General features: G+C 32.2%; 17 protein-coding genes. 15 read left to right on the top strand and 2 right to left on the bottom strand.

Going from position 1 to position 23,459, the window contains the following annotated elements:
• Positions 1-2: 2 nt before the first annotated feature.
• Positions 3-461 (bottom strand): (2Fe-2S)-binding protein, encoded by a 459-nt coding sequence (locus tag ABJD66_RS08950; RefSeq protein WP_100893960.1) that lies wholly within the window; start codon positions 459-461, stop codon positions 3-5.
• A 294-nt stretch (positions 462-755) separates the two neighbouring features.
• Here ABJD66_RS08950 and ABJD66_RS08945 point away from each other — a divergent pair, with 294 nt between their 5' ends.
• The 4 genes from ABJD66_RS08945 (at position 756) to ABJD66_RS08930 (ending at position 9,252) form a co-directional block, all read left to right on the top strand.
• A complete protein-coding gene (locus ABJD66_RS08945; protein ID WP_348130601.1) occupies positions 756-2,408 on the top strand; it encodes a sulfatase in 1,653 nt (550 codons plus the stop codon).
• A gap of 8 nt (positions 2,409-2,416) precedes the next feature.
• Positions 2,417-3,901 (top strand): sulfatase-like hydrolase/transferase, encoded by a 1,485-nt coding sequence (locus tag ABJD66_RS08940; RefSeq protein WP_348130598.1) that lies wholly within the window; start codon positions 2,417-2,419, stop codon positions 3,899-3,901.
• A gap of 429 nt (positions 3,902-4,330) precedes the next feature.
• On the top strand, positions 4,331-7,498 hold the full coding sequence (locus tag ABJD66_RS08935; RefSeq protein ID WP_348130595.1) for a TonB-dependent receptor: 3,168 nt from the start codon (positions 4,331-4,333) through the stop codon (positions 7,496-7,498).
• 17 nt (positions 7,499-7,515) lie between these two features.
• Complete coding sequence (locus tag ABJD66_RS08930; protein ID WP_348130592.1) at positions 7,516-9,252, top strand: RagB/SusD family nutrient uptake outer membrane protein; 1,737 nt, start codon at positions 7,516-7,518, stop codon at positions 9,250-9,252.
• Positions 9,253-9,350: 98 nt separating this feature from the next.
• Here ABJD66_RS08930 and ABJD66_RS08925 read toward each other — a convergent pair whose 3' ends face one another.
• Positions 9,351-10,928 (bottom strand): tetratricopeptide repeat protein, encoded by a 1,578-nt coding sequence (locus ABJD66_RS08925; protein WP_348130589.1) that lies wholly within the window; start codon positions 10,926-10,928, stop codon positions 9,351-9,353.
• A gap of 172 nt (positions 10,929-11,100) precedes the next feature.
• Between ABJD66_RS08925 and ABJD66_RS08920 the strand changes: the two genes are divergently transcribed.
• From ABJD66_RS08920 to ABJD66_RS08870, 11 genes are all read left to right on the top strand, one after another.
• On the top strand, positions 11,101-12,723 hold the full coding sequence (locus ABJD66_RS08920; RefSeq protein WP_348130586.1) for a sulfatase: 1,623 nt from the start codon (positions 11,101-11,103) through the stop codon (positions 12,721-12,723).
• 32 nt (positions 12,724-12,755) lie between these two features.
• Positions 12,756-14,681, top strand: a complete 1,926-nt coding sequence (locus ABJD66_RS08915) for an FAD-dependent oxidoreductase (RefSeq protein ID WP_348130584.1) — start codon at positions 12,756-12,758, stop codon at positions 14,679-14,681.
• A 2-nt stretch (positions 14,682-14,683) separates the two neighbouring features.
• Positions 14,684-15,799, top strand: a complete 1,116-nt coding sequence (locus ABJD66_RS08910; protein WP_348130581.1) for a hypothetical protein — start codon at positions 14,684-14,686, stop codon at positions 15,797-15,799.
• A gap of 395 nt (positions 15,800-16,194) precedes the next feature.
• Positions 16,195-16,809, top strand: a complete 615-nt coding sequence (locus ABJD66_RS08905; RefSeq protein ID WP_198519395.1) for a tetratricopeptide repeat protein — start codon at positions 16,195-16,197, stop codon at positions 16,807-16,809.
• 135 nt (positions 16,810-16,944) lie between these two features.
• Positions 16,945-18,147 (top strand): GAF domain-containing sensor histidine kinase, encoded by a 1,203-nt coding sequence (locus tag ABJD66_RS08900; RefSeq protein WP_348130578.1) that lies wholly within the window; start codon positions 16,945-16,947, stop codon positions 18,145-18,147.
• Between the two features lie 265 nt (positions 18,148-18,412).
• Positions 18,413-19,156: a hypothetical protein gene (locus ABJD66_RS08895; protein ID WP_348130575.1), complete on the top strand. Its 744-nt coding sequence runs from the start codon at positions 18,413-18,415 to the stop codon at positions 19,154-19,156.
• A gap of 222 nt (positions 19,157-19,378) precedes the next feature.
• The gene (locus ABJD66_RS08890; RefSeq protein ID WP_211018186.1) at positions 19,379-19,852 is read left to right on the top strand and encodes a hypothetical protein; all 474 of its coding nucleotides are present in this window, start codon (positions 19,379-19,381) and stop codon (positions 19,850-19,852) included.
• 24 nt (positions 19,853-19,876) lie between these two features.
• A complete protein-coding gene (locus ABJD66_RS08885) occupies positions 19,877-20,869 on the top strand; it encodes an alpha/beta fold hydrolase (protein WP_348130572.1) in 993 nt (330 codons plus the stop codon).
• Between the two features lie 41 nt (positions 20,870-20,910).
• Positions 20,911-21,447, top strand: coding sequence for a hypothetical protein (locus ABJD66_RS08880; protein WP_157811058.1), 537 nt, complete (start codon positions 20,911-20,913; stop codon positions 21,445-21,447).
• Positions 21,448-21,786: 339 nt separating this feature from the next.
• The gene (locus tag ABJD66_RS08875; RefSeq protein ID WP_348130569.1) at positions 21,787-22,773 is read left to right on the top strand and encodes an alpha/beta hydrolase-fold protein; all 987 of its coding nucleotides are present in this window, start codon (positions 21,787-21,789) and stop codon (positions 22,771-22,773) included.
• Between the two features lie 162 nt (positions 22,774-22,935).
• Entirely contained in the window at positions 22,936-23,427 is a 492-nt protein-coding gene (locus tag ABJD66_RS08870) for a hypothetical protein (RefSeq protein WP_348130566.1), read from the top strand.
• The last annotated feature ends 32 nt before the right edge of the window (positions 23,428-23,459 follow it).

Here is a 23,459-nt window from a genome sequence, read left to right as displayed (position 1 = left end):
AACTAGCCTTTGTTTTTTAATTCAACAGAATGGTTTATTGCCTTTTTTATACGCGGATATGTACCACATCTACATATGTTACGCACCATTGCATTATTAATATCTTCATCAGACGGGTTGCTATTACCATTTAACAAAGCAGTTGCAGTTATTAATTGTCCAGATTGGCAAAATCCACATTGTGGTACATTATGTTCTGCCCAAGACTTTTGTAATAACTGAAGGTTTTCTGTTTGCCCCTCTACTGTAATTAATTCATTTTCTCCCACCGCAGAAACAGGTAATTGACAAGAATTTACAGCATTGCCGTCCATTAAAACCATACAAGCACCACAAAAACCTTTACCGCAACCAAATTTGGTTCCAGTAAAACCTATAATATCTCTTATTGCCCACAACAAAGGCATATCCGGATCTACATCTATAGTATGTATTTCTCCATTAATTTTTAGCTTGGTCATAAATCTTAATATTTAGTTTTGTAAAGATGTCTATGTTTTAAATTTACACAAAAATAAGTAGAACAATGCAGCGTAAAGACTGTATTAACACTTTATTTTAACACAGATAAAAGATACTAATTTATAGCAACAAAGCTTTTATTACCTCTAAAAACTAAACATACACCCTAAAGCACTTACAAAGAACATAAAAAAGGTAAAATAGTGTATGCTATAGATAAATTATAAGCATATTAAATTGCTACTTTTAAGTTCTTTTGATAGTATCAAATATTAACTTTTCTGAAGCAAATAATGAAATACGCACCAATAATACTTCTACTTTTTATTATTAGTAGTTGTCAATCTCAAAAAGAAAACAAAAAGCAAGTAAAGCAAAAGCCCAACATTTTATTTATTGCTATTGATGATTTACGCCCAGAACTTGGTACGTATGGTTCTAAAATTGCACAAAGTCCAAACATAGATGCCTTGGCAAATACAGGCTTACAATTTAACAATGCCTATTGCCAAGAAGCTATTTGTAGTCCGTCTAGAGCTAGTTTAATGACAGGAGCCAGACCAGAAAGCATTAATGTAATAGAAAACTTTACCTATTTTAGAGATGCCAATCCAGATATAGTAACACTACCCCAACAATTATGGGCTAATGGATATGAGACAGTGCATACTGGTAAAATTTTTCACGGAAAATACAATGATCCTAAGTTATCATGGAGCAGAAAACCAGTACCGCATAGCGTATTGAGCGGTGAAAAAAAGCCGAAATTTGGCTTTAAATTGCCCGAAAATATAAAAATGCAAAAAGAAAATAGCGCAGCTATGATTGCTAAATATGGCAAAAATGCATTGCGTAATGGACTAGGAAAAGGTCCTGCTTATGAATTTGCAGACTACCCTGATAATACATATGAAGACGGTTATAACACAGACTTAGCAATTGCTACATTAAAAGATATGCTGCGTAAAAACCCAGACAAACCATTTTTTTTAGGTTTAGGAATGAAAAAGCCACATTTAGATTGGCAAGCTCCAAAAAAATATTGGGATTTATACAATGAAGAAGATATAAAGTTAGCTGCACAAAAAAATGCTCCAAAAGACGGTGCAACTATGGGTTTACACGCATCATTTGAATTAAGAGCAAGAGCCGATATTCCTAAAAAAGGTGGTATTAGTGACGAGCAAGCTATAAAATTAAAGCATGCATATTTGGCTTGCGTTAGTTACATAGACGCACAAATTGGACGTATGTTAAAAGCGTTAGATGAATCTGGACAAAGAGATAATACCATTATTATTTTATGGAGTGATCACGGTTGGCACTTAGGAGATATGGGCATTTGGGGAAAAGCAACTAATTATGAAATTGCCACTAGGGTACCTTTAATTATCTCTGCTCCTAGTATGTCTAAAAATATTAGAGGTACAAAAACAGATGCCCTAGTAGAACTTGTAGATATGTACCCTACTCTTTGTGACTTGGTAGATGTTGCAGTACCTAACACTGTAGAAGGACAGAGTTTTAAACCTCTTTTAACCAACCCTAAACAAGACTGGAAAACAGCCGTTTTTAGTCAGTTTCCTACGCCTGCATTAAGAGAATGGGCTGCAAACCCGCTGTCTAAAGGTATGAAAGAAACTTCTTTTGGTCCTTTAATAGAAGAAGTAGAGGCTAAAATAAAAAAACAGCAAGGAGATAAATGGAATAGAGACCTATTTGAAAATAAATTAATGGGCTACTCTATGCGTACAAAAAACTACAGATTTATAGTATGGAAAGATTATACTAATAAAAATGCTGAGCCTATTTTTATAGAACTATACGATCATATAAAAGATCCAACAGAAACTATAAATATTGCGAAAGAAAACCCTGAACTAGTAACTAAGTTATTAGCACAATTTAATAAAGGTTGGAAAGGAAACTTAGCACAACTTAACTAATCTTAATTATGATATTACTTAAAAACTCTAAAACTATTTTTTTTGCAGCATCATTGTTGGTATTAAGCTGTACTAATAAACCAAAAAAAGTAGCGCAAATAACTCCAAAAGTTGACACAAACACAAAGCAACCCAATATTTTACTTGTGCTTTGTGATGATTTAGGCTATTCTGATGTTGGTTTTAATGGCAGTACAGATATTAAAACTCCTGAGTTAGATAAATTAGCTAGTAATGGCACAATGTTTACCTCGGCTTATGTTGCACATCCGTTTTGTGGCCCAAGTAGAGCAGCATTGTTAACAGGTAGGTATCCGCATACAATTGGCTCACAGTTTAATTTACCTGCTAACGGAGAATCTTTGGGCAAAGGTATTTCTACTAACGAGCAATTTATAGCCAAAACACTACAAGAATCTGGCTATTACACAGGAGCTATTGGAAAATGGCATTTAGGAGCAACACAAGAGTTTCACCCTAACCAAAGAGGTTTTACAGATTTTTATGGTTTTTTAGGCGGAGGGCATAACTACTTTCCTGAAGAATACCGTCCTAAATATGAAAAACAAAAGAAGGCCAACAAAAAAATAATTAGAGATTACATACTGCCTTTAGAACACAATGGCAAAGAAGTTAAAGAAACAGAATATTTAACTGATGCCTTTTCTAGAGAAGCTTCTCGTTTTGTTAAAGAGGCATCTACTAAAGAGAAACCCTTCTTTTTATATTTAGCCTACAACGCACCACACGTACCGCTTGAAGCCAAAGAAGAAGATTTAAAAATATTTTTAGACATAAAAGACAAAGACAGAAAAACCTATGCGGCAATGGTCTACGCTGTAGACAGAGGAGTTGGCGCCATTGTAAACACATTAAAAGAAACAAATCAATTAGAAAATACTTTAATTATATTTTTAAGTGATAACGGCGGAAATACAGACCATGGCGCAACCAATTTTCCATTACACGGAAGAAAAGGAGATACTTGGGAAGGTGGTTACCGCGTACCAATGTTTATGTATTGGCCAAAACACATTGCCAAAGGAGAACAAAATAATTTCCCAATTAACAGTTTAGACCTCTACCCTACCTTGGCTCATTTAGCAAAAGCGAGGATTCCTAACAATAAAATTTTAGACGGAAAAAATGCTTGGGAATCTATATTAACTAATAAAGATCTGCATAAAAAAGAAACTTTATTTGCTATGCGCCACAGAGAAGGCTACACAGATGTATCTGCAAGAAAAGACGAATGGAAAGCACTAAAAGTTAGCAAACAACCTTGGAAGCTTTTTAAAATTACAGAAGACATTGGAGAAGAGAATGACTTAAGTACAAAACACCCAGACATATTAAACTCACTTGTTAGTGATGCAGAAAAATGGAGTAAAACACATACAGAACCACTTTGGTTTGACCCTACGTATTTGCAAGAAATGTGGAAAGACAGCACAATGGCTACTTTTAATAACACATTTCTTATTCCTAAATAACTAGCTATTAAAATTACAATACACTAAACTCCTTATTAAATACAGTAAGGAGTTTTTTTACACCTCATCTTATTACCTACTAACAAGCCATTTAGACCTTAAAACAACTACAGTCAAGGGTCATTTACCCCTATTTACATCTCCTTACCTTAAAACAAGCCCTTTTTAATCAAAAAGGTTAAAATAATGTTATCGAAAGGTAAAATTGATAAATAGACACCCTGTTTTTTACGTTTCTTTTGGGATATGAAACTAATTTTTATGATGTCCGCATTTTTTTCAATAACACTTTTTCTTTGTAAAAGAATAAATGCAATTCATCTTAAAGAAAATGAACTACAAAAACCACGTATTAATGTTCAAGTATTTAATGCTTAGCATACAAAACACTATGTAACTAAAAAACTCCTAACGTAACAACTCAGAATTATGAAAAAACCAAAAAATGAACAAAGTAGAAATTACTTTTCCTTATTTAATAAGTTGTTTTTATTGCAACTTATTTTATTTAGTTCATTAGCAATACCATTACAAGCTAGCGCTAATGACAATACAACTTTAAATACACAAGAAAAAACAATTACAGGTAGCGTATCTGATGATATGGGACCAATGCTTGGTGTTAGTATTGTTGTAAAAGGAACAACTAACGGAACAACAACAGATTTTGATGGTAATTACAGTATAACAGTAGATGGCAATGATACTGTTTTAGTATTTACATATATTGGCTACAAAACACAAGAAGTAACTGTAGGCAGTAAATCTACCATTAATTTAAAAATGGAAACAGATGCTGAAAACCTAGAAGAAGTAGTTGTTTTAGGATATACAACAAGAAAAAAAGGAGAAGTTACTGGCTCTGTTAGTGCTATTAAAAGTGAAGATATAGAAAAAACGTCTAATAAAGATTTAGCCAAATCTTTAGCAGGTAAAGTGTCTGGTTTAATTGTGAATGATAGAGGTGGTTATCCTGGATCTACAGGAGACGTATCTTTATTAATTAGAGGTAAATCTACCTTAAACAATAACTCACCCTTAATATTAATAGATGGTGTAGTATCAGGATCTTTTTCTCAATTAGCTCCACAAGATGTAGCATCTATTACAATACTTAAAGATGGTGCTGCAGCAATTTATGGTGCAAGAGCAGCAAACGGTGTAATTTTAGTAACTACTAAAAGAGGTAAATCTGGAAAACCAAGAATTAACATTTCATCATCATATAACTTATCATCATTTTCTGTAAGACCAGATCTTATGTCGTCTGAACAATATGCGATTTATGAAAATGAAATTACAGATAGGTTAGGACAAGCTCCTCGTTTTACACAAGAACAAATAGACAATTACGCAGCAGGAACAGATCCTATAAATTTTCCAAGTACAGATTGGAGCGATTTAACTTTTGCTAAAACATCTCCAGAGTCTAGAAACTCAATCTCTATTTCTGGTGGTAGTGAAAATGTAAAATATTTTGTTAGTGGTGACTTTATAAAGCAAGTAGGTTTATTTAAGTCTGGCGATTTAAAATTTAGACAAAACCAAGTACGCTCTAACTTAGATATTAAAATTACAGATGATATTAAATTAGGTGTAGATATTTCTGGAAGATTTGGAAACACCCAAGAACCTGGTGTAGATGCAGGTTTTATTTACAAGCATATTTATACTAATGAGCCTACAGAAGTTGGCATTTACCCAAATGGTTTACCTGGTTGGGGTGGCGAAAACGGAGCTAACCCATATGTAATGTCTAGTAACGAGTCTGGCTTTTTAAAAAGAATAGACAATACTTTACGTGGACGTTTTTCTTTAGATTGGGACTTAAAAAAAATAACTCCAGGATTAACGTTTAAAACCTTTGTTGGTATACGCAGACAAAATAACGATCAGAAATCATGGTACACACCATGGACTGTATACACTTACCAAGGAGATACAGGAGAATATGTACCATCTACTGGTAAATCTCAAAGAGGTGGAGAAAGAATACTTAGAGAAGGTTTTTGGAAATTTGATGAAGTACAAGCAAACGCAACATTATACTATAAGAAAAAGCTAGGAGAAAACCATTCTATAAGCACCTTTGTAGGTTATGAGCAAGCACAATCTGAACAAAGACAGTTTTGGGCTCAACGTCAAGGTTTTCCAACAAAAGAGCACACAGAATTATTTGCTGGTAGTGATGATGGGCAACAATCATATGGAACATCTCAAGAATGGGGAAGAGTTAATTACTTTGGATCTTTCTCTTACGATTACAAAAAGAAATATTTTGTAGACTTTACAATTCGCCATGACGGTTCTAGTAACTTTGGACCAGGCAAAAGATATGGTACCTTCCCTGGTGTTGCAGCATCATGGGCAATTAACAAAGAATCTTTTTTAGACAATGCAGATTGGTTAACAGATTTAAGACTAAGAGGATCTTGGGCAAAAATGGGTAACGATCGTATTGGAGCTTTTCAATACTTAACACGTTTTGATTATGGAGGACCAACTAACACTGCTAACCCAAATTTTTATGTATTTGGAGCTCCTGGTGTTAGCTACAATGGTTACACACCAGACAATGTACCAAACCCTAACATTACATGGGAAACAGCTTATATGAAAAATATTGGCTTGGCTTTCTCTATGTTTGACAGTAAGCTAACAGGTGATTTTAATTATTTCTATCAAAACAGAGAAGATATATTGGTTACAAGAGCAGCTGCTATACCAGATGCAGCAGGTTTAACTTTACCTGCAGAAAATATTGGTAAAGTAGATAACTTTGGATGGGAACTAGAACTTGGTTGGAGCCAGCAAGTAACAGATAACTTTAGCTATAATATTGGTGGTAATGTTACCAAAGCAAAAAATGAAGTTGTTTACTTAGCAGAAGCTGAAGACGTACCAGAATGGAGAAAAAGAGAAGGATACTCTATAGACTCTTATATTACATACCCAACTGCTGGTATTTTTAGAGACCAAGCACAAGTAGACGCTACAGATGTTAAACTTAATGGTACTGTAGAAGGTGAGCCTATTTATTTAGATACAGATGGCAACGGAAAAATAGACGCTAATGATAGAGTAAGAGATTTTAGCTCTAACATACCACAAATACAATATGGCGTATTTGGAGGATTTAAATACAAAAATTTTGACATGAGCTTCCTTTTTCAAGGGCAAGCAGAAGCTAAAATGTTAGTGTTTTTTGATCAGGCTGGAGCAAAACCAGAATATGTATTTAACCAAAGATGGACACCAACAAACAGAGACTCTAAATACCCAAGAGCTTTTGGACAAAGTGATAGTTTTAGCGGAAACCAAAGTGGTAATTCTGCTAATTTTCAAGGAGCAGATTTATACTTAGAAGATGCATCTTTCTTAAGACTTAAAGAAATAGAAGTTGGCTACACCATACCTAAAGACAAAATTAAATTTTGTGACATTAAAATATTTGCTAAAGGCTTAAACTTATTTACAATGTTTTCTGATGTTTACAAGCTTGGCTTAGATCCAGAGGCAGCCGGTTACAACAACTTTATAGGTAGTACATACCCATCTTTAAAAACATATACGTTAGGTGTAAACTTTAGTTTCTAATATAAAAAAATACAGATATGAAAAATTTAAAATTAATATACGCGTTATTGGCAATTGCCGTATTTAGCTTATCTAGTTGTAATGATGTATTAGATGTAGAAGCTAGAGATGCTTTTGCAGAAGATCTAATATACAATGATCCAGAACAGCTAGAAAGACTAGTATACACTGTTTACAACAGTACAGAAAGCTGGGGAGTAAACAAAAGACAATGGTGGGGACGTAGATTTAATTTAGAAGTAGGTTCTTATGAGGCTATTTTTAACTTTAAACTATTAGACCAGTTTAGACTAAGAGCAGGTATGACGCCTGGTACTGTTGGTATGCTAAACGGAAAATGGGATAATTATTGGGATTATGTGCGTTTAGCTAATGAGTTTTTAGACAAAGTAGATGATAGTGCTGCTATGGAAAAAGACCCAGAAACAGTAACTCTTTTAAAAGCCGAAATGCGTTTTTTACGTGCTAATATCTACAGTAAGTTAATTCGTTTTTATGGCGGAGTACCAATTTTAGAAAATGCTTTAGGTTTAGATGATGATTTTGCATTAACACGTAACAGTTATGAGGAGTGCGTAGATTTTATTGTAAGTGAACTAAATGATGTTGCAACAGTTTTACCTGAAACAAGACCTGGTGGAGAATTTGGTAGAGCTACCAAATTAGCAGCTTTAGCTGTAAAATCTAGAACATTATTATATGCAGCTAGTAAATTACATGACCCTGCATTTGCACCTAGTAACGATCCACTTTATGTTTACACAAAACCTAACAAATGGCAAGATGCTGCAGACGCTGCAAAAGCAATAATAGATATTGTTGGCGCTAGAGATTTAATTGCCGTAGCAAATGCAAAAGAATATCAGAACTTATTTTTATCACCAAATGAAGATATTCTATTTGCTAGACCATACAGTGCACTTTATTATGATTTTGGTACCGATACCAATTCGCTTCCAGACCAGACTTTTTCTCCTAGCGGATATAGCGGCTGGGCATTAGCCGCACCAACACATAACTTTGCTTTGCAATTTAATATGGCAGATGGTACCACAACTAATGATGCTGGTTTTGACCCTAATAATCCTAATGATGGTAGAGAAATGAGATACTATGCAGACCTTAATTACAACGGTGCAGAGTTTAGAGGTCGTAAAGTACAATATTTTTTATCTGAAGATGTAACTGCAAACCCTCATGGGTTAGATTCACCTGAAGGATTAGGAAACAAACAACACTCTTCTAAAACAGGATACAATATTAGAAAGTTTCAAGATGAAAGTGTTGGTACATTAAATGAAGAAGGTATGATTGATGGCTTAACTGGTATATCTCCAGAACGCCCATACATTTTATACAGACTAGCAGAGGTGTATTTAAACTATGCAGAGGCACAATACCATTTGGGTAATGAAGGTGTTGCTACAACTTATTTAAACAAAGTTTCTAGCAGGGCATTACAGCCAGCAATAACTGCAACAGGAAATGATTTATTAGAAGCCATAAAAAGAGAAAGACGTATAGAACTTTGTTTTGAAGGTCACAACTTTTTTGATGAAAGAAGATGGATGAATGAAGACCACTTAGGTTTTGATGTAAAAGGACTACAGTGGACAAAAGCAACAGACGGCACAGAAACAAGCCAAGAAGTAACAGTAGTAGAAAGACCATGGTTAACACAACATTATTACTTGCCACTACCAGCATCTGAAGTAGAAAAGGCACCAACAATGTCACAAAACTTTGGATATTAATATAAAAGTTAGTTTAGTTCTCAATTGTTTGAGTTAGTTTATTTGTAAACTATAAAGAGTCGTACATACAGTACGACTCTTTTGTTTTATACAGTAGTTTAAATAGAGTTTATATAATTAACCAAATTTATATCCCTGTCTATCTTCATTTTTTTACGTAACCTATGCCTTGCTACGTGTACACTACCAATAGAAATGCCTAGTAAATAAGCCATTTCTTTTCCACTAAAATTTAACTTAATTAAGGCACACACTTTTAAATCTGCAGAACTTAAATCTGGAACTTTATGTTTTAAACGCTCATAAAAGCCTTCATTCTGAGCTAAAAATCTATTATTAAAAGACTCCCAAAGTGTAACAGAACGTTTTCTTATCAATTTTAAAATTGCTGGTGTTTTAGTAGTTGTGTTTTCTTTTTCTATATAATCACTTAGTTCTTTTATTACTTTTTCACGTTCTATTAATTGTAGCGTATTAATCATTAACTCACTATTTTTAATTGCAATCTGCTCATTAGAGTCCTGCTGTTTTTTCTGGTGTTTTAAAAACCGTACCCTAGACCTAATTACTAATGCTACTATTATTAATAAAAACACAATTACAAAAAACAAGATTCTAAAACGCAATATTTCTTGTGTTTGGCTAGCCAACTCTAATTTTTGTTGGTTTAGTATTTTATTTTTTTCGTTTAGTTGAACATTGTAATGATCATGAATTGTTAAAAAACCCTGATTGCTATCGTTCCTAGGATTAAGATACTCATCATTAATATCGTTAGCATTACGTAAATTAATATATGAATTTTTATAATCTTTAAGTTTATATAATATACTTGCATATTTTGCATACACATAGCTCATATAAAAAGTTAATTCCCCTTCAATGTCTTTTATAACTAGTGCTTTTTCATAATACTGTTTTGCTAACTCTAGATTGTTTTTCTTTCTGTAAATTTTTCCTAATCTTGCGTAAAGCACAATTAAAAAACTCTTGTGTATAGATGCCGGACTTTCATCAATAATTTTTTCAGAGCTTATTAATAATTTTAAGGCTTCATTTAAGTTATTATTCTTTTCTAATATAGATGCTTTTTTCTCATTTAAATAAGCCTTATAAATTGGGTTTATTTTTGTCTTAACAGCAATCTCTTCACAATTAGCAATATATTTTTCTAGCATTTTTGTGTTAGATTTTCGCTGATAATACAAGGCTAAATTATAATTAGCACTATACATATCAGAAAGCTGAATTTTCTTTTTATCAAAAGAAATTCTATAAAAAGTATTTGCTTTTTTAAAGTTGTCTCCCGCTAAATCATCTTGCTTAAAAAGGTAATTTAAGTATCCTAATTCTTCATTTGATTTAGCCATTAAAAGAGTATCTTTTATTTCTTCTGCCATTAATAAAGCATCACCTCCGTACCTAAAAGCATCACTATAATTAAGATTAACACGCTCTAAAAAACATAAATTTAGCAACCTATTAATTGCCTTAGAAGAGTCTTTATTTTTTAAAGCAGCATCATACTCTTTTTTAATATCAGTTACACTACTGTTATAATAAACAGCACGCTTTTTAACATCTACCTTAAATGCATGAAATTGTTGCGCCTGTAAGGTGCTTATAAGCGACGCATTAAGTAATACAAAAAAAATAATAACAATATTTAAGCGCAATAACCCCCTGTAAAACATAAACTTAAACACATTTTAAATAATTAATAGCCTTTTTTAAAGTTAAGTAAAAAAAGACACTAAAATAGTAATGTTAAGTTTTTGTAAGGTGCTTTTTTAGTCCTTTTATAAGAGTTTGTTCTAGATTTGAGAAGACTCACCAACTCAATTTAGAATGAAAAAATTAATTAAAATAATCTGTTTTATTTTGATAACAATTAGCTGTTATTCTCAAAAAAAAACTAATATACTTTTTATTGCAATAGATGATTTAAGACCAGAATTGGGTTGTTACGGATCTAACATTGCCATTACTCCAAATATAGACAAACTAGCAAGCGAAGGTTTATTGTTTAACAATGCATATTGCCAACAAGCAATCTGCGGACCATCTAGAGCAAGTTTGCTTACAGGCATACGGCCAGAGACAAGTGGTGTTTATCATAACTACATAAAGTTTAGAGATGTAAATCCGGATGTAGTTACCCTACCACAGCAATTTAAAAATAACGGTTATGAAACTGTGTATTGTGGTAAAATTTTTCATCATGGAGATTTAGATGATGAATTGTCATGGAGCAGACAACCTGCAATAGATAGTATGTTTGTAAAAAACATTAAAAGACCTGGCGGTTTTGCTTTAGAAGAAAATAATAAAAATAGAAAAGAACAAAGAACTAAAATGATTGCCAAATATGGTGAAGTAGCCAAATACGGATTGGCAATGGGTCCGGCTTATGAAAACGCAGATGTAGAAGACAATGAATATTTAGATGGATACAATACTGAATTAGCCATTGCAACTATGAAAGAAATGAGCGCTAAAAGCAATACCCCATTTTTTCTTGGATTAGGATTTAACAAGCCACATTTAAACTGGACATCTCCAAAAAAATACTGGGACTTATATAGCCCAGACAAAATTAAATTAGCATTAGAAAAACAAGGACCAAAACAAGGTGCAGAAATGGGCTTACACGCTTCTTTTGAGTTAAGAACTAGAAGCGGCATACCAAAAAAAGAAGAAATTAGTAGCGAGCAAGCTCTTAAATTAAAGCACGCATATTTAGCTTGTGTAAGCTATGTAGATGCTCAAATAGGAAAAATAATAACCGAGCTAGAGAAAGAAGGTTTAAGAGAAAACACCATTATTATTCTTTGGAGTGATCATGGCTACCATTTAGGAGATATGGGAATTTGGGGCAAAGCCACAAATTATGAAATTGCAACTAGAGTTCCTTTAATTATTTGGACACCAGATATGCCTAGCAAAAATAAAGGTAAAAAAACCGATGCTTTAGTAGAGTTGGTAGACATTTACCCTACCCTATGCGACTACGCAAATATACCAGTGCCAAATTATGTAGAAGGGTATAGTTTTAAACCACTAATAAATAACCCTGCACAAAAATGGAAATCTGCTGCTTTTAGTCAGTTTCCTACTCCTGCATTAAGAGAATGGGGAGCATACCCATTAAGGCCCGCAATGAAAGAAACTTTTTTTGGACCGCTAATTAAAGATGTTGAGGACAGAATAATTAACCAACAAAAAGAAAATTGGGATAGAGACTTGTTTGAAAATAAACTTATGGGATATGCAATGCGCACAAAAAAGCATCGATTTATTGTATGGAAAGACAGAGACAACCCACAGAAACAACCTCTTTTTATAGAATTATATGATCATGATAATGATCCGTTAGAAACTACAAATATTGCCAATGTTAAACCAAAACTAGTAAAAAAACTAATGACAAAGTTTAATAAAGGATGGCAAGGAAATAGACCAAAAAAATAAACCAAGCTACTTATTATACAAAATACTGAATTATGGAAAGAAGAGATTTTTTTAAAAAAGGAACTAAAGCTGCTGTTGCTGCTAGTGTTATTCCTATGATAACAACAGCACACTCTGGCCCAGAAGATATTGTTTACAATAGAGATACTGACAAGTGGTATCATTTAGGAAGTGGCAAAACAGGTATGCCAAACAGAAAAAAAACAGCAACCTATGACGTAGTTGTTATTGGTGGTGGTGCAGCTGGTATTAGCGCTGCAGTTTCATCTGCTCGTAACGGATCTAAAACCGTACTTGTACAAGACAGAGCTGTATTAGGCGGAAATGCATCAAGCGAAATGCGAGTACATTTAAATGGTGTAAACAGATTAAAAAGTGGCAAAGCAGAAAGAGAAACGGGTATTATTGAAGAAATGTTGCTTTTAAACAGGTTTTATAATGAGCAAGAATCTTTTCCTGTTTTTGACCATGTTTTATACGAGTTTGTAACCCGCGAGCCAAACTTAACACTAATGCTAAATACACAAGCAATAGAAGCTGTTATGGATGGCAACAAAATTACGGCTGCAATGTGTTGGCAATCCTCTACAGAAATGCTGTACACACTTAATGCCTCTATTTTTATAGATTGTTCTGGAGATGGCTTACTTGCAGCAACCGCAGGAGCAGAATACAGAACAGGAAGAGAAGCAGCATCAGAATTTAATGAAACCTACGCGCCAAAAGTTGCAGATGGATGGCAAATGGGTGCCACATTATTAATGTCTTCTGTAGATATGGGAAAACCTATGAAATATAGTCCACCGTCATTTGCAATAAAGTATGATTTTGAAAAAGCACATCCTAAACGCAAATTTGCTGGTTTCCAAGACGGACTTTGGTGGGTAGAGCTTGGTAGTGATAATGATATTATTGCAGATTTTGAAAAAAACAGACATCGTTTAATGGGTTATTTGCACGGAGTATGGGATTTTATTAAAAATTCCGGGAAATTTCCTGAGGCAGAAAACTTAGCTTTAGACTGGGTTGGTTCTTTGCCTTGCCGTAGAGAATCTCGTCGTTTTATAGGAGATTATATTGTGTCTGAAAAAGATTTAACAGAGCACAAACATTACCCAGATGCAGTTGCTTTTGGTGGTTGGCCAATAGACGAACACATTCCTGGAGGCATAGATAATATCTCTGAACCACCAACTCATTTTCATTATCATTTTCATAATATTTATGAATTTCCGTTTAGAAGTTTATACTCTAAAAATATTTCTAATTTAATGTTTGCTGGTCGTAATGCTAGCCAAACCCACATAGCATTATCATCTAGCCGTATAATGGCAACTTGTGCACTAATGGGACAAGCTGTTGGTACCGCAGCCAGTATTTGTACTAAAAAGAAAATATTACCCAGAGAAGTGGGTAAAAACCATATAAACGATTTGCAAGAACAATTGCTTAGAGATGATGTTTACATACCTAAAAGACCTGCAAATGACCTTAAAGACTTAGCCAAAAAAGCAAGCTTAATTTTTGCTTCTACAACTTCTTCTGGCGATGCCAAACTACTTACCAACGGAATTTCTAGAGATATAGATGGTAAAATTAACCATTGGATGTCTAAAGGCTTACCTGCAGAATTACAATTAGAGTGGGATGCACCTACAGCATTGTGTGCCGTAGAAATAAAATGCGACACAAATGTAAACCGTAATATCATGATGCGTAAAGACAGTAGAAATGATGAGTTATTTACAAATGGTGTACCAAAAGAAATGGTAAAAGCTATTAAAATTGAAGGTAGGGTAAATGGTAAATGGACAGATTTAGGAGCTATTGACAATAACCAAACTAGGCTTATTAAATTTAAGTTTAACAGTAGCAAAGTAACCGCTGTTAAAATAAAAGTAACAGAAACCTACGGAGCTAATGATGTAAAACTGTTTGAGGTTCGTTGTTATAAATAATTATGCTAAATAAACTACACATACTTATTGTGATTTTCTTCTTGATTTTTTTTCAAAAAGAGAATCACAATAATCTTAACAACATAGAGCACAAGGTTACTATTCATCATCCTGGAGAAAAAACACCTGTTAATACGGTATTAACCCAAGTTAAAGATAAAGCCGGTTTTACTACAGGGTATTTTATGGATGTAGAATCTGTAATATGTTTAGAAAATGTGTGTAAAATAATTCCTGTACGTTTACATTGGGATGACATAGGTAATTACCAACGTTACGAGCTTGAAGAATTAGCTACCCTAGAAAAATACGAAGCAGATGTGTTTACTGCTAACGACTACAAAAAACTACACCGTATTCTTTTAAATAAAAACTCGCCATTTAAAGAGGTTTTTATAGACGATATATTAACCGTAGAAAATGAACTTAGCACTAATATAGACGCAATATCTGGTGCCACAGCTTTAGAACTAGACACCAAAGATACAGTGCCCGGAGCTGCACTTACCTGTTTTACTCTATGGCATTGGGCAAACGGAGATGTAGTTACTACCATACAACACTTAACCGCTAAAACTGCTTCTGCAAAACAATTAGCAGCTTACATAAAAACCAAAAAGCCTACGTATTACGCCTTGGCCTTAAAAGAACTAACCCAAAGAAAACTATATAAAAAAACGTATTTAGAAGCTATTTTTAAACATATTAATAATACAACAGCAATTGCAAAACCAACAATTACTTATTTTGAAAGCGCTACAAAAAACATCTATTTTAAAAACATAAAAAAGTTATTTGTTAATGGAAATTCTGAGCAAAAAATAGCGGCTTTAAAATCTATTGCAACAACAAGTAAACAAGCAACTCCCACGTATTTAGAAAGCATTAGCAGTTATGCAAATACATTACAAACTTACCAAGAAGTAGATGCTTTAATACATATGCTAGAAGAAAAACAATACTTCTCTAACCAAACGGCAAACAACCTAACTCCTTTGCTAAACGGAGATTTTTTAATTGCAAGGCGTGTATACTGGTTTTTATCAAACAAAAAGCTAAGCAACACACAAAACCAAGCAGTTATTAAGTTTAAAAAATTATACAAGAACAAAATATAAACTTCTTCCCTACCGTTTAAGCTATCCATTTTTAGAAAAAAAATACATACTTAAAGTTATGTACTAATTAAACTTTAGATACATTTATTAGGTTATAAAATGTGACTATATAACCAACATACTTAAAAAACTAGAAACAACTACTAAAACGTTATATGTTAATTAATTAGAAAGTTTTTTTAGATTTGAGAGAATAACCTTATTTTTGTGACCTAAATAACTTACCTTTAAGGTGATAAACACCCAGTTATTAACTAATAAAAGATTGTAAATGATATAAAATTAAATGTTCTTTTTAACCGTTCTTCTTTTCCCCAAAAGAGGTTTTATAATATTTGAACACTATTATAGGTAAAAAAGAAAATATACAAACCTAAGAACTTTAACCTATGAAAATGAAGAACTTACTACAGATTTCTGTATTTGTGCTTCTGTTAACTAGTTGCTCCCCATCTAATGAGTCATTAGCAGACAAGTACAAACAAAACGGAGAAACCGAAAAAGCCATAGAATACTACAAATTGGCTATTGAGGACGGCAGCACTAGGTCTATGAACAAGTTAGCCCTACTCTACGTTAATAACCACAACCTTAGCGAAGCTAAAAAATACTATAAGATGAGTTTTGAGCAAGGCAATAGTTCTGCTGCTCAGATATTAGCATCTTTGTGCGCCAGTAATGAAGATTATGAAGGCACTATAAAATATAGTAAAAAATTAGCAGATAACGGAAACTTAGATGTGGTATACAATTTAGGAAATGCTTATTTAAAATTAAAAAAGTACGACCAAGCTATAAAATACCTAGAGTTAGACTCTACATCTGTTTTTACCAAAAACCTATTAGGAGAAGCATATTACAAAAAAGGAGATTTAGCAAATGCCGAAAAAGTATGGAAATCTGCTGTAGACAACCATAAAAAAGGACGCGCAAATTCTCATCAAAAATTATTAAAACTATACCTAAAACTAGGCAAAACAGAGCAATACAATAAATACAAAAACATATAGTGTAATTGTAGTTGGCAAGCTATTGACTATTGTACAATATAATGTACAAAACATCGTTTAAAGGTATGTAAAGTCCTGTGAAATACGTTTTTTTCGTTTTTTACAACCTACTGTAAGTAAAAAAAGCTACTACCTATGATAGCACCAAAAGAACATATTAAAGAACGAGAAAGGTTAGATTCTCTACAATCTTACTCTATATTAGATTCCTTACCAGAGTCTGACTACGATAACATTACAGCTATAGCTGCAGAAATCTGCAATATGCCTATGGCCATGATAACGTTTATAGATAAAGATAGGCAGTGGTTTAAGTCTAGTTATGGTATAGATGTAGATGAAATGGACAGACAAATATCGTTCTGTGGGCACGCCATACACAAAAACAATCAGGTTTTTATGGTACCAAACACTAGTGAGGACGAACGTTTTCATGATAACCCATTGGTAACCGGAGACACTAGTGTAATGTTTTACGCAGGCGTACCATTTACTACAGAAGAAGGTTTGCCACTAGGCACATTATGTGTTGTAGACCAAAAACCAAACATACTTACAGAGCATCAGCAAAAATCTTTACAAGCACTATCTAAACAAGTAATGAACTTGCTTAGCCTTAGAAAAAGTAAAAGAAGATTAGAAGAAGAACTACAAAAGCAAGAAGAAAAAAATGTAGACCTAGAACGCTTTGCCTTTATTGCTGCACACGATTTAAAGTCTCCTTTAAACAACGTATCTAGTTTAACAAGTATGTTTTTAGACATATATGAAGCTAAAATAGATGATGAGGGCAAACAAATTTTAAAGATGATTATAGACTCATCAGACAAGTTAAAAGGCTTAATAGAAGGTTTGTTAGATTACAGCAGAAGCGAAAGTATTTTAGGCAAAAACAAAGTAGACGTAAAAGTAGAAACTGTTAAAAATACCATTTTTGGACTCTTTTCTTTTGAACAAAATATAGATTTTACCCTAAAAAATACAATTACAGACTTGTACCTTAATGAAACTGCATTAGACCAAATATTAATAAACTTGGTAACCAATGCCATTAAATATAATGATAAAGAACAAATAAAAATAGAGCTAGGTGTATCTGACTCTGATACTCATTACCATTTTTATGTATTAGATAATGGCCCAGGAATACCTACAGAAAAGCAAGAACAGATATTTAAAATATTTGAAGTTAATGCCAACCAAGACAAATACGGCGTACGTGGTAATGGTATAGGTTTGGCTACAGTAAAAAAAATAGTAGAAAAATCTGGTGGCAGCATTTATGTAACCTCTAAAGTTGGCGAAGGAGCAAAATTTAGTTTTAGCATAAAAAAATAAAAACTTTAATTATAAGTAAAGTTGTAGCCATACAACAAAGGCCTTGGTATTTTACCAAGGCTTTTTTTTACATACAAACTATACACGTATTAACACCAAAAAAGTAATAAAATGGCACAACCATACATTTTATTTTTTGCTATAAAAAAACATTTATAAATTGTAAGAAAAATAAACTAAAAACCAAAATGTGCGTTTACACAGCCATATTGAAGGAATAAACGCAATTAATTGCGTTTATTTATAGTTGTGTGGCATTTAAAAAATGAAATATCTATTAATTTTAATTATTCTATTATCCAACTTTTCGTGTAACGACGATAGCAAAAAAATACGCGCATCCGATTTAGCAGAGTTTTCTAATTTAAAAGTTGAATTTATTACTGGAGATGAGAGTATTATTAGTCATAGAATAGACATATTTAAAGAGTCAGGTAAGATTATAGCCATAAAGAAAAGACCTCTTTATTATTACGGGAGCAAAACTGACTCAATATGGACAACTGAAATAAATAAATCCGATTTAGATTTTATCAAAACATTCATTGCAAGAGCTAAAAAACAGAAAGACAGTTGCTCTTTACTATCATCTTCGATTGACTACTATGACATAGAAATTGGTGGCAATAAAAAAATAAAGATAATTGGAAACTGTGAATGGAACGGAATTGACTACGACAGTTTGGAACAAAGATTATTTTATAGAAAATTTAATGAGCTGAAAAATAAAAGGACACTGTTGACGGACTCCTTAGCAAATAGTTTTATTGGTATTTGGCGCGTTTCTGGATGGGAAAATGGTGCTTTGATAAATAAAAATGTAAATCTTACCCGACTTGCTAAAAACGAGCCAAAAAATAAAGAAAAGACTTATTGGACGATTGAGAATCCAACTGAATTAAAAAAACATATTTATATAATTAATGGACGATTTATCGAAATAAGAGGTTCCAATTATGAAATAAAAAAAATAAAATCTGACAGAATTGAACTAAGGTTTAGGTGGTAAAAAACGCCACACAATAAAACCTAAACGTAATGCGGACTTTAGGGCAAAACCGAAAGGTCTGTGTATATTTATGAAGTCGCTAAATCTTATGGATTTAGCTTTGGAACAAAAAAAGAAAAAGCAAAACAATAAGCTTTAGCTACGTCGGCAGACGGAAACGAAAAGTTTCCTTGCCTCCGCACTAAGCTTAGCCCAACCGTTGCCATTAATTTTAACCAACGAATGAATAAAACAATAATTTTTCTACTGCTGACTATTCTGACTTCTAGTTGCACGGACATAAATCAAACTGAAAATACGATTGCACGTATTGAAAGTCTGCAAGCGGAAAATGACAGCCTGAAAACAATTTTAGCGGACATAAATAACAAATACGTATTTGATAGTATCTCTTTAAGAGACATTCCGAATTATAAAAATACTTACAAGATGAATACGGATGTTCAAGGCGAAATTGTTTTTGTTGGTTATAATCGAAATAAAAAAACCAATGTGATTATAGTTGACAGTATTTCATACAATCCAAAAGTTCTATATAATCCAGACACTCTGAAAATGAAAAAAGGTGGATTTCAATACAAGAAGAAAATCGATGCCGACAGAGTTTATATGAAAATGCTAGTCGAAACTAAAAATGATTATGGAAAAGAATACGAAGGAATATCAAGTAGCGCAATTCAAGCGAAAAAAAACTAATGGCAACAATGTATAACCGCAATTATGAAAAAAACTTTTTTGCTTATTTTATTATTTTGTTTTTCAATCGTTAGTTCTCAGAATATTTATGATTATGAAAAAGAAATTAGTAATAAAGAATACTATGATTTTAAAGAAATTGACTTTGAAAATACAAATGATAATTTAAAACTTTCTGGAACCTTAATAACACCAAAAACTGTTTTTGAAAAAATAGTAATTATAGTACCTGGAAGTGGACGAGACACAAGACACTCTCATTTTGTGTTAGCAGAAGAATTTTTAAAAAACAATATTGCCGTGTACAGATTTGACGAGCGTGGAATTGGAAAATCTGAAGGAGATTATTCTGAGTTAGCGGGAGATTTGTCAACTGATTTAAGCTACGCATTAAAGGAATTACAAAAACAATTTCTCGATAAAAAAATTGGGATAATAGGACACAGCCTTGGTGGAATTGCAACTCTTAATGTTATTAACAATGATTTAGATTTCGTCATTTTAATTGAAACACCAATTATAAAAAATGGAGCTTTTCTAGTTAACCAATTTGAAAGGAATTATGAAAATAGTATTCCAGAAGTAATGCGCAAGGAAAAAAACAAAACAGAAATTACGTCATTTTTGAAAGGATATATAGACTTAATAAGTAAAAGCACACCTAATTCTTGTAAAAAGGAAATAAAGAAGTATATCAGAGAAAAAGGATTTAATAAAAGGTTTATAGTATTGTTAAAAGACACTTTTTTAGTAGAAATGGCTAGAACTAATTTAGAAGATACAGTTAAGGATCTTTCTATAAAAACTTTATATCTTACAGGAACAAAGGATAAAATTATTAATCACAAGCAAGAAGTTGATTTAGTAAAATCTTTTAGAAATCCTAATATTGAAATAAGAGAATTTGATAGTCTGAATCATTATTTAACCAATAGAAATGGTAAAGTTGGCTCATCACTTTACGAAATGGATAAAGAACCGCTAAATATGATTATTAATTGGATAATAGAAAAATAACTGTCTACAACATTTTACTAAAAATCAAAAACCCTCTTAAATTGACCATTAGAAAAAGAAATATTGGATTAAAAAAACAGAACGCAGATGGACTTTTCATTCAAACACAACTGTTACGCAGATGGACTTTTGCCTTAATACTTTTCATTTCACTAATTTCTTGTAAAAATGTAAAAACAGAATCGAGTTGCGGATTTGAGTTCTTTGAAAAAACAAGCGGATTTAAGTTTCCAAAAAATATTTTAATAATTGACTGTTACGATAGTTTAGAAGGAATGATATGGGTGCATCTAGAATTTGACCCGAAAACCGCATCAGAGTTCATTATACAAAACGAAATGCATCAATATTCTGATAAGATAGAAAACGAACTCTTTAAACTACATGGCTCAGAGGATGACCAAATGATTAAAAGTTTAACAACTTTTATGAATGACAGTATTCAACCGATTACTAAAAATCAACATACATACTTAAAGACAATTAAAAGAGAGCATCAGTATGTAATTTATATTATTAATAAAAATAGCGGATATTTTTGGGGACTAATACAATATCCTGATTGGGGCGGAGAATAAAAACGTTGGAAAAAAAAGTCTACACGTAATGCAGGTTTTAGTACTTAACTCAAAGTTTAGTGTATTTTTATAAAGTCTACCAAATCTTTTGTTTTGGCTTTTAATAATGAAAAGATAAAAACAAACAAAAACATTTGGCTAATCACTTAAACGGAAACAAAAGTGCCTTTTTATTCCCTTACTAATCATAGCCAAAGCCGTTAGGGGCAATTCCACTCATTTCCAAAAAGAATCGGTTATTTTGAGGAAACGTTTTACAAGAATTAAAAAATTTACAATAATCAAATTAACAAAAAGTTACTCAAGATTTGAAAAACCAATTAAAAAATTAAACACAAAATGAAATTAATAGTATCAATTTTTTTATTATTCTTAACAACAAATTCTTTTTGTCAATCTCACTCATTTTATTCTAAGCCAGATACCTTAATCATAAAATCTAAAATATTTGATACAGAACGAAAAATAACGGTTAGTTTACCATTAGATTATGAAAAAATAAAAGAACCAAAAAACCTTATTGTTTATGTAGATGGCGATAATGAGGAAATTACTGGAACAATTTTACAAGCAACGAATAATTTATATCTATACGATGATATTCCTCAAAGTATTTTAGTAGGTATTTTTCACCAAGACAGAAATGAAGAATTGGTAGAAAAAAAGAAACTTTTTAAGTTTTTAGATAGTGATGTCATTCCAATGATAGCCAATAAGTACAATATCAAAAAGAAAATTACTATTGTGGGACATTCCTTTGGTGGTTATTTTTCAACTTACTGTTTCTTGAAAAATAATACAGTTTTTAATAATTGCATATCTATAAGTCCAGCGTATTGGCCAAATGATTCCGACATTTATGACATTGTAAAAAAAGAACTTGAAAAAGAATCAAAACTAACTGGTAATCTCTATCTAGCAATTGGCGACAAAAGATGGGATGACATTTCATTACGTGAAGATTTTTTCAAATTCACAACCATTTTAGAGAAAGGAGACAATAATATCAACTTTCAATACAATGATTTGGTTGGTTTTAATCATAATTCTTCACCGACTGTTGGCTTTGGTTTAGGTTTAAATTTTTGTTTTGATCAACTAGAATGGAATAGCGTTATTATTGACCAAAATAATCGAATAAAGTCATTTCCCGATTTCTGGCAACATTACGAACTAAAAGCTGACGCACTAAAACACCTCGAAAAATATAAAGAAGCAAACGAAACCTATAAAGTAGCTTTAAACAAACTAAAATTAGATAAAGAAGTTTCAGTTTCCGACAAAGAAAAAATTGAAAATAGATTACAAAAGAAAATGAAAAAATAGCAGAAAACTACCTCTAACACCGAATATAATTTATTGCTAGTTCTAGCCTACTTACGAAAATCCTCACAGATTTTCTATTCGGTTTCTATTTGCTAAATTAGGTGCTCAAACCACGCAACTAATCTTATATAAACACATTGGCATTCATTTAAAAACAACTATATGGAAAAAATATTTATTACTCAAGACGGAATATGTCAGATTTATCCCGACAAGATAGTATTGTCTAAAAAAGGTATTTTCGGGAATATGAATAAAGCAAGTCTAACCTTAAATAGAGTTAAGACCCTATTAGTTTATGGAATATTTAGCATAATAGCTTTAAATATAACCATTAAAACCTATACTACTGGAAGCACATCTTATGCTATAGGTTTAGGATTATTAGGTTTAGTACTTATATATATTATGATAAGCAAACTGCGAAACTCAGACAAAACCGTAATAGAAAGAAAGTACGTGAAAGGCATCACTTTCAAGGAAGAAAAAAAAGGAATAACTCTACCTCAATTTAAGATTAAATTTGAAAATAAAAATGGAAATCTTGATTTAATTTCTATTCCCTTGACAAGTTCATTTTTATCTTCAGATGGACAAGACAATATTGAAAAAGCCATTAAAATAATGACCGAAGCAGAATTATTGAGCAGTTAAAAAAACAAATACCAACAATGGCTATACTCAAT

The sequence above is a fragment of the Cellulophaga sp. genome, from assembly GCF_039943695.1.
In the GTDB taxonomy this organism is placed as follows: domain Bacteria; phylum Bacteroidota; class Bacteroidia; order Flavobacteriales; family Flavobacteriaceae; genus Cellulophaga.
This window is presented reverse-complemented; position numbering and strand designations above follow the sequence as displayed.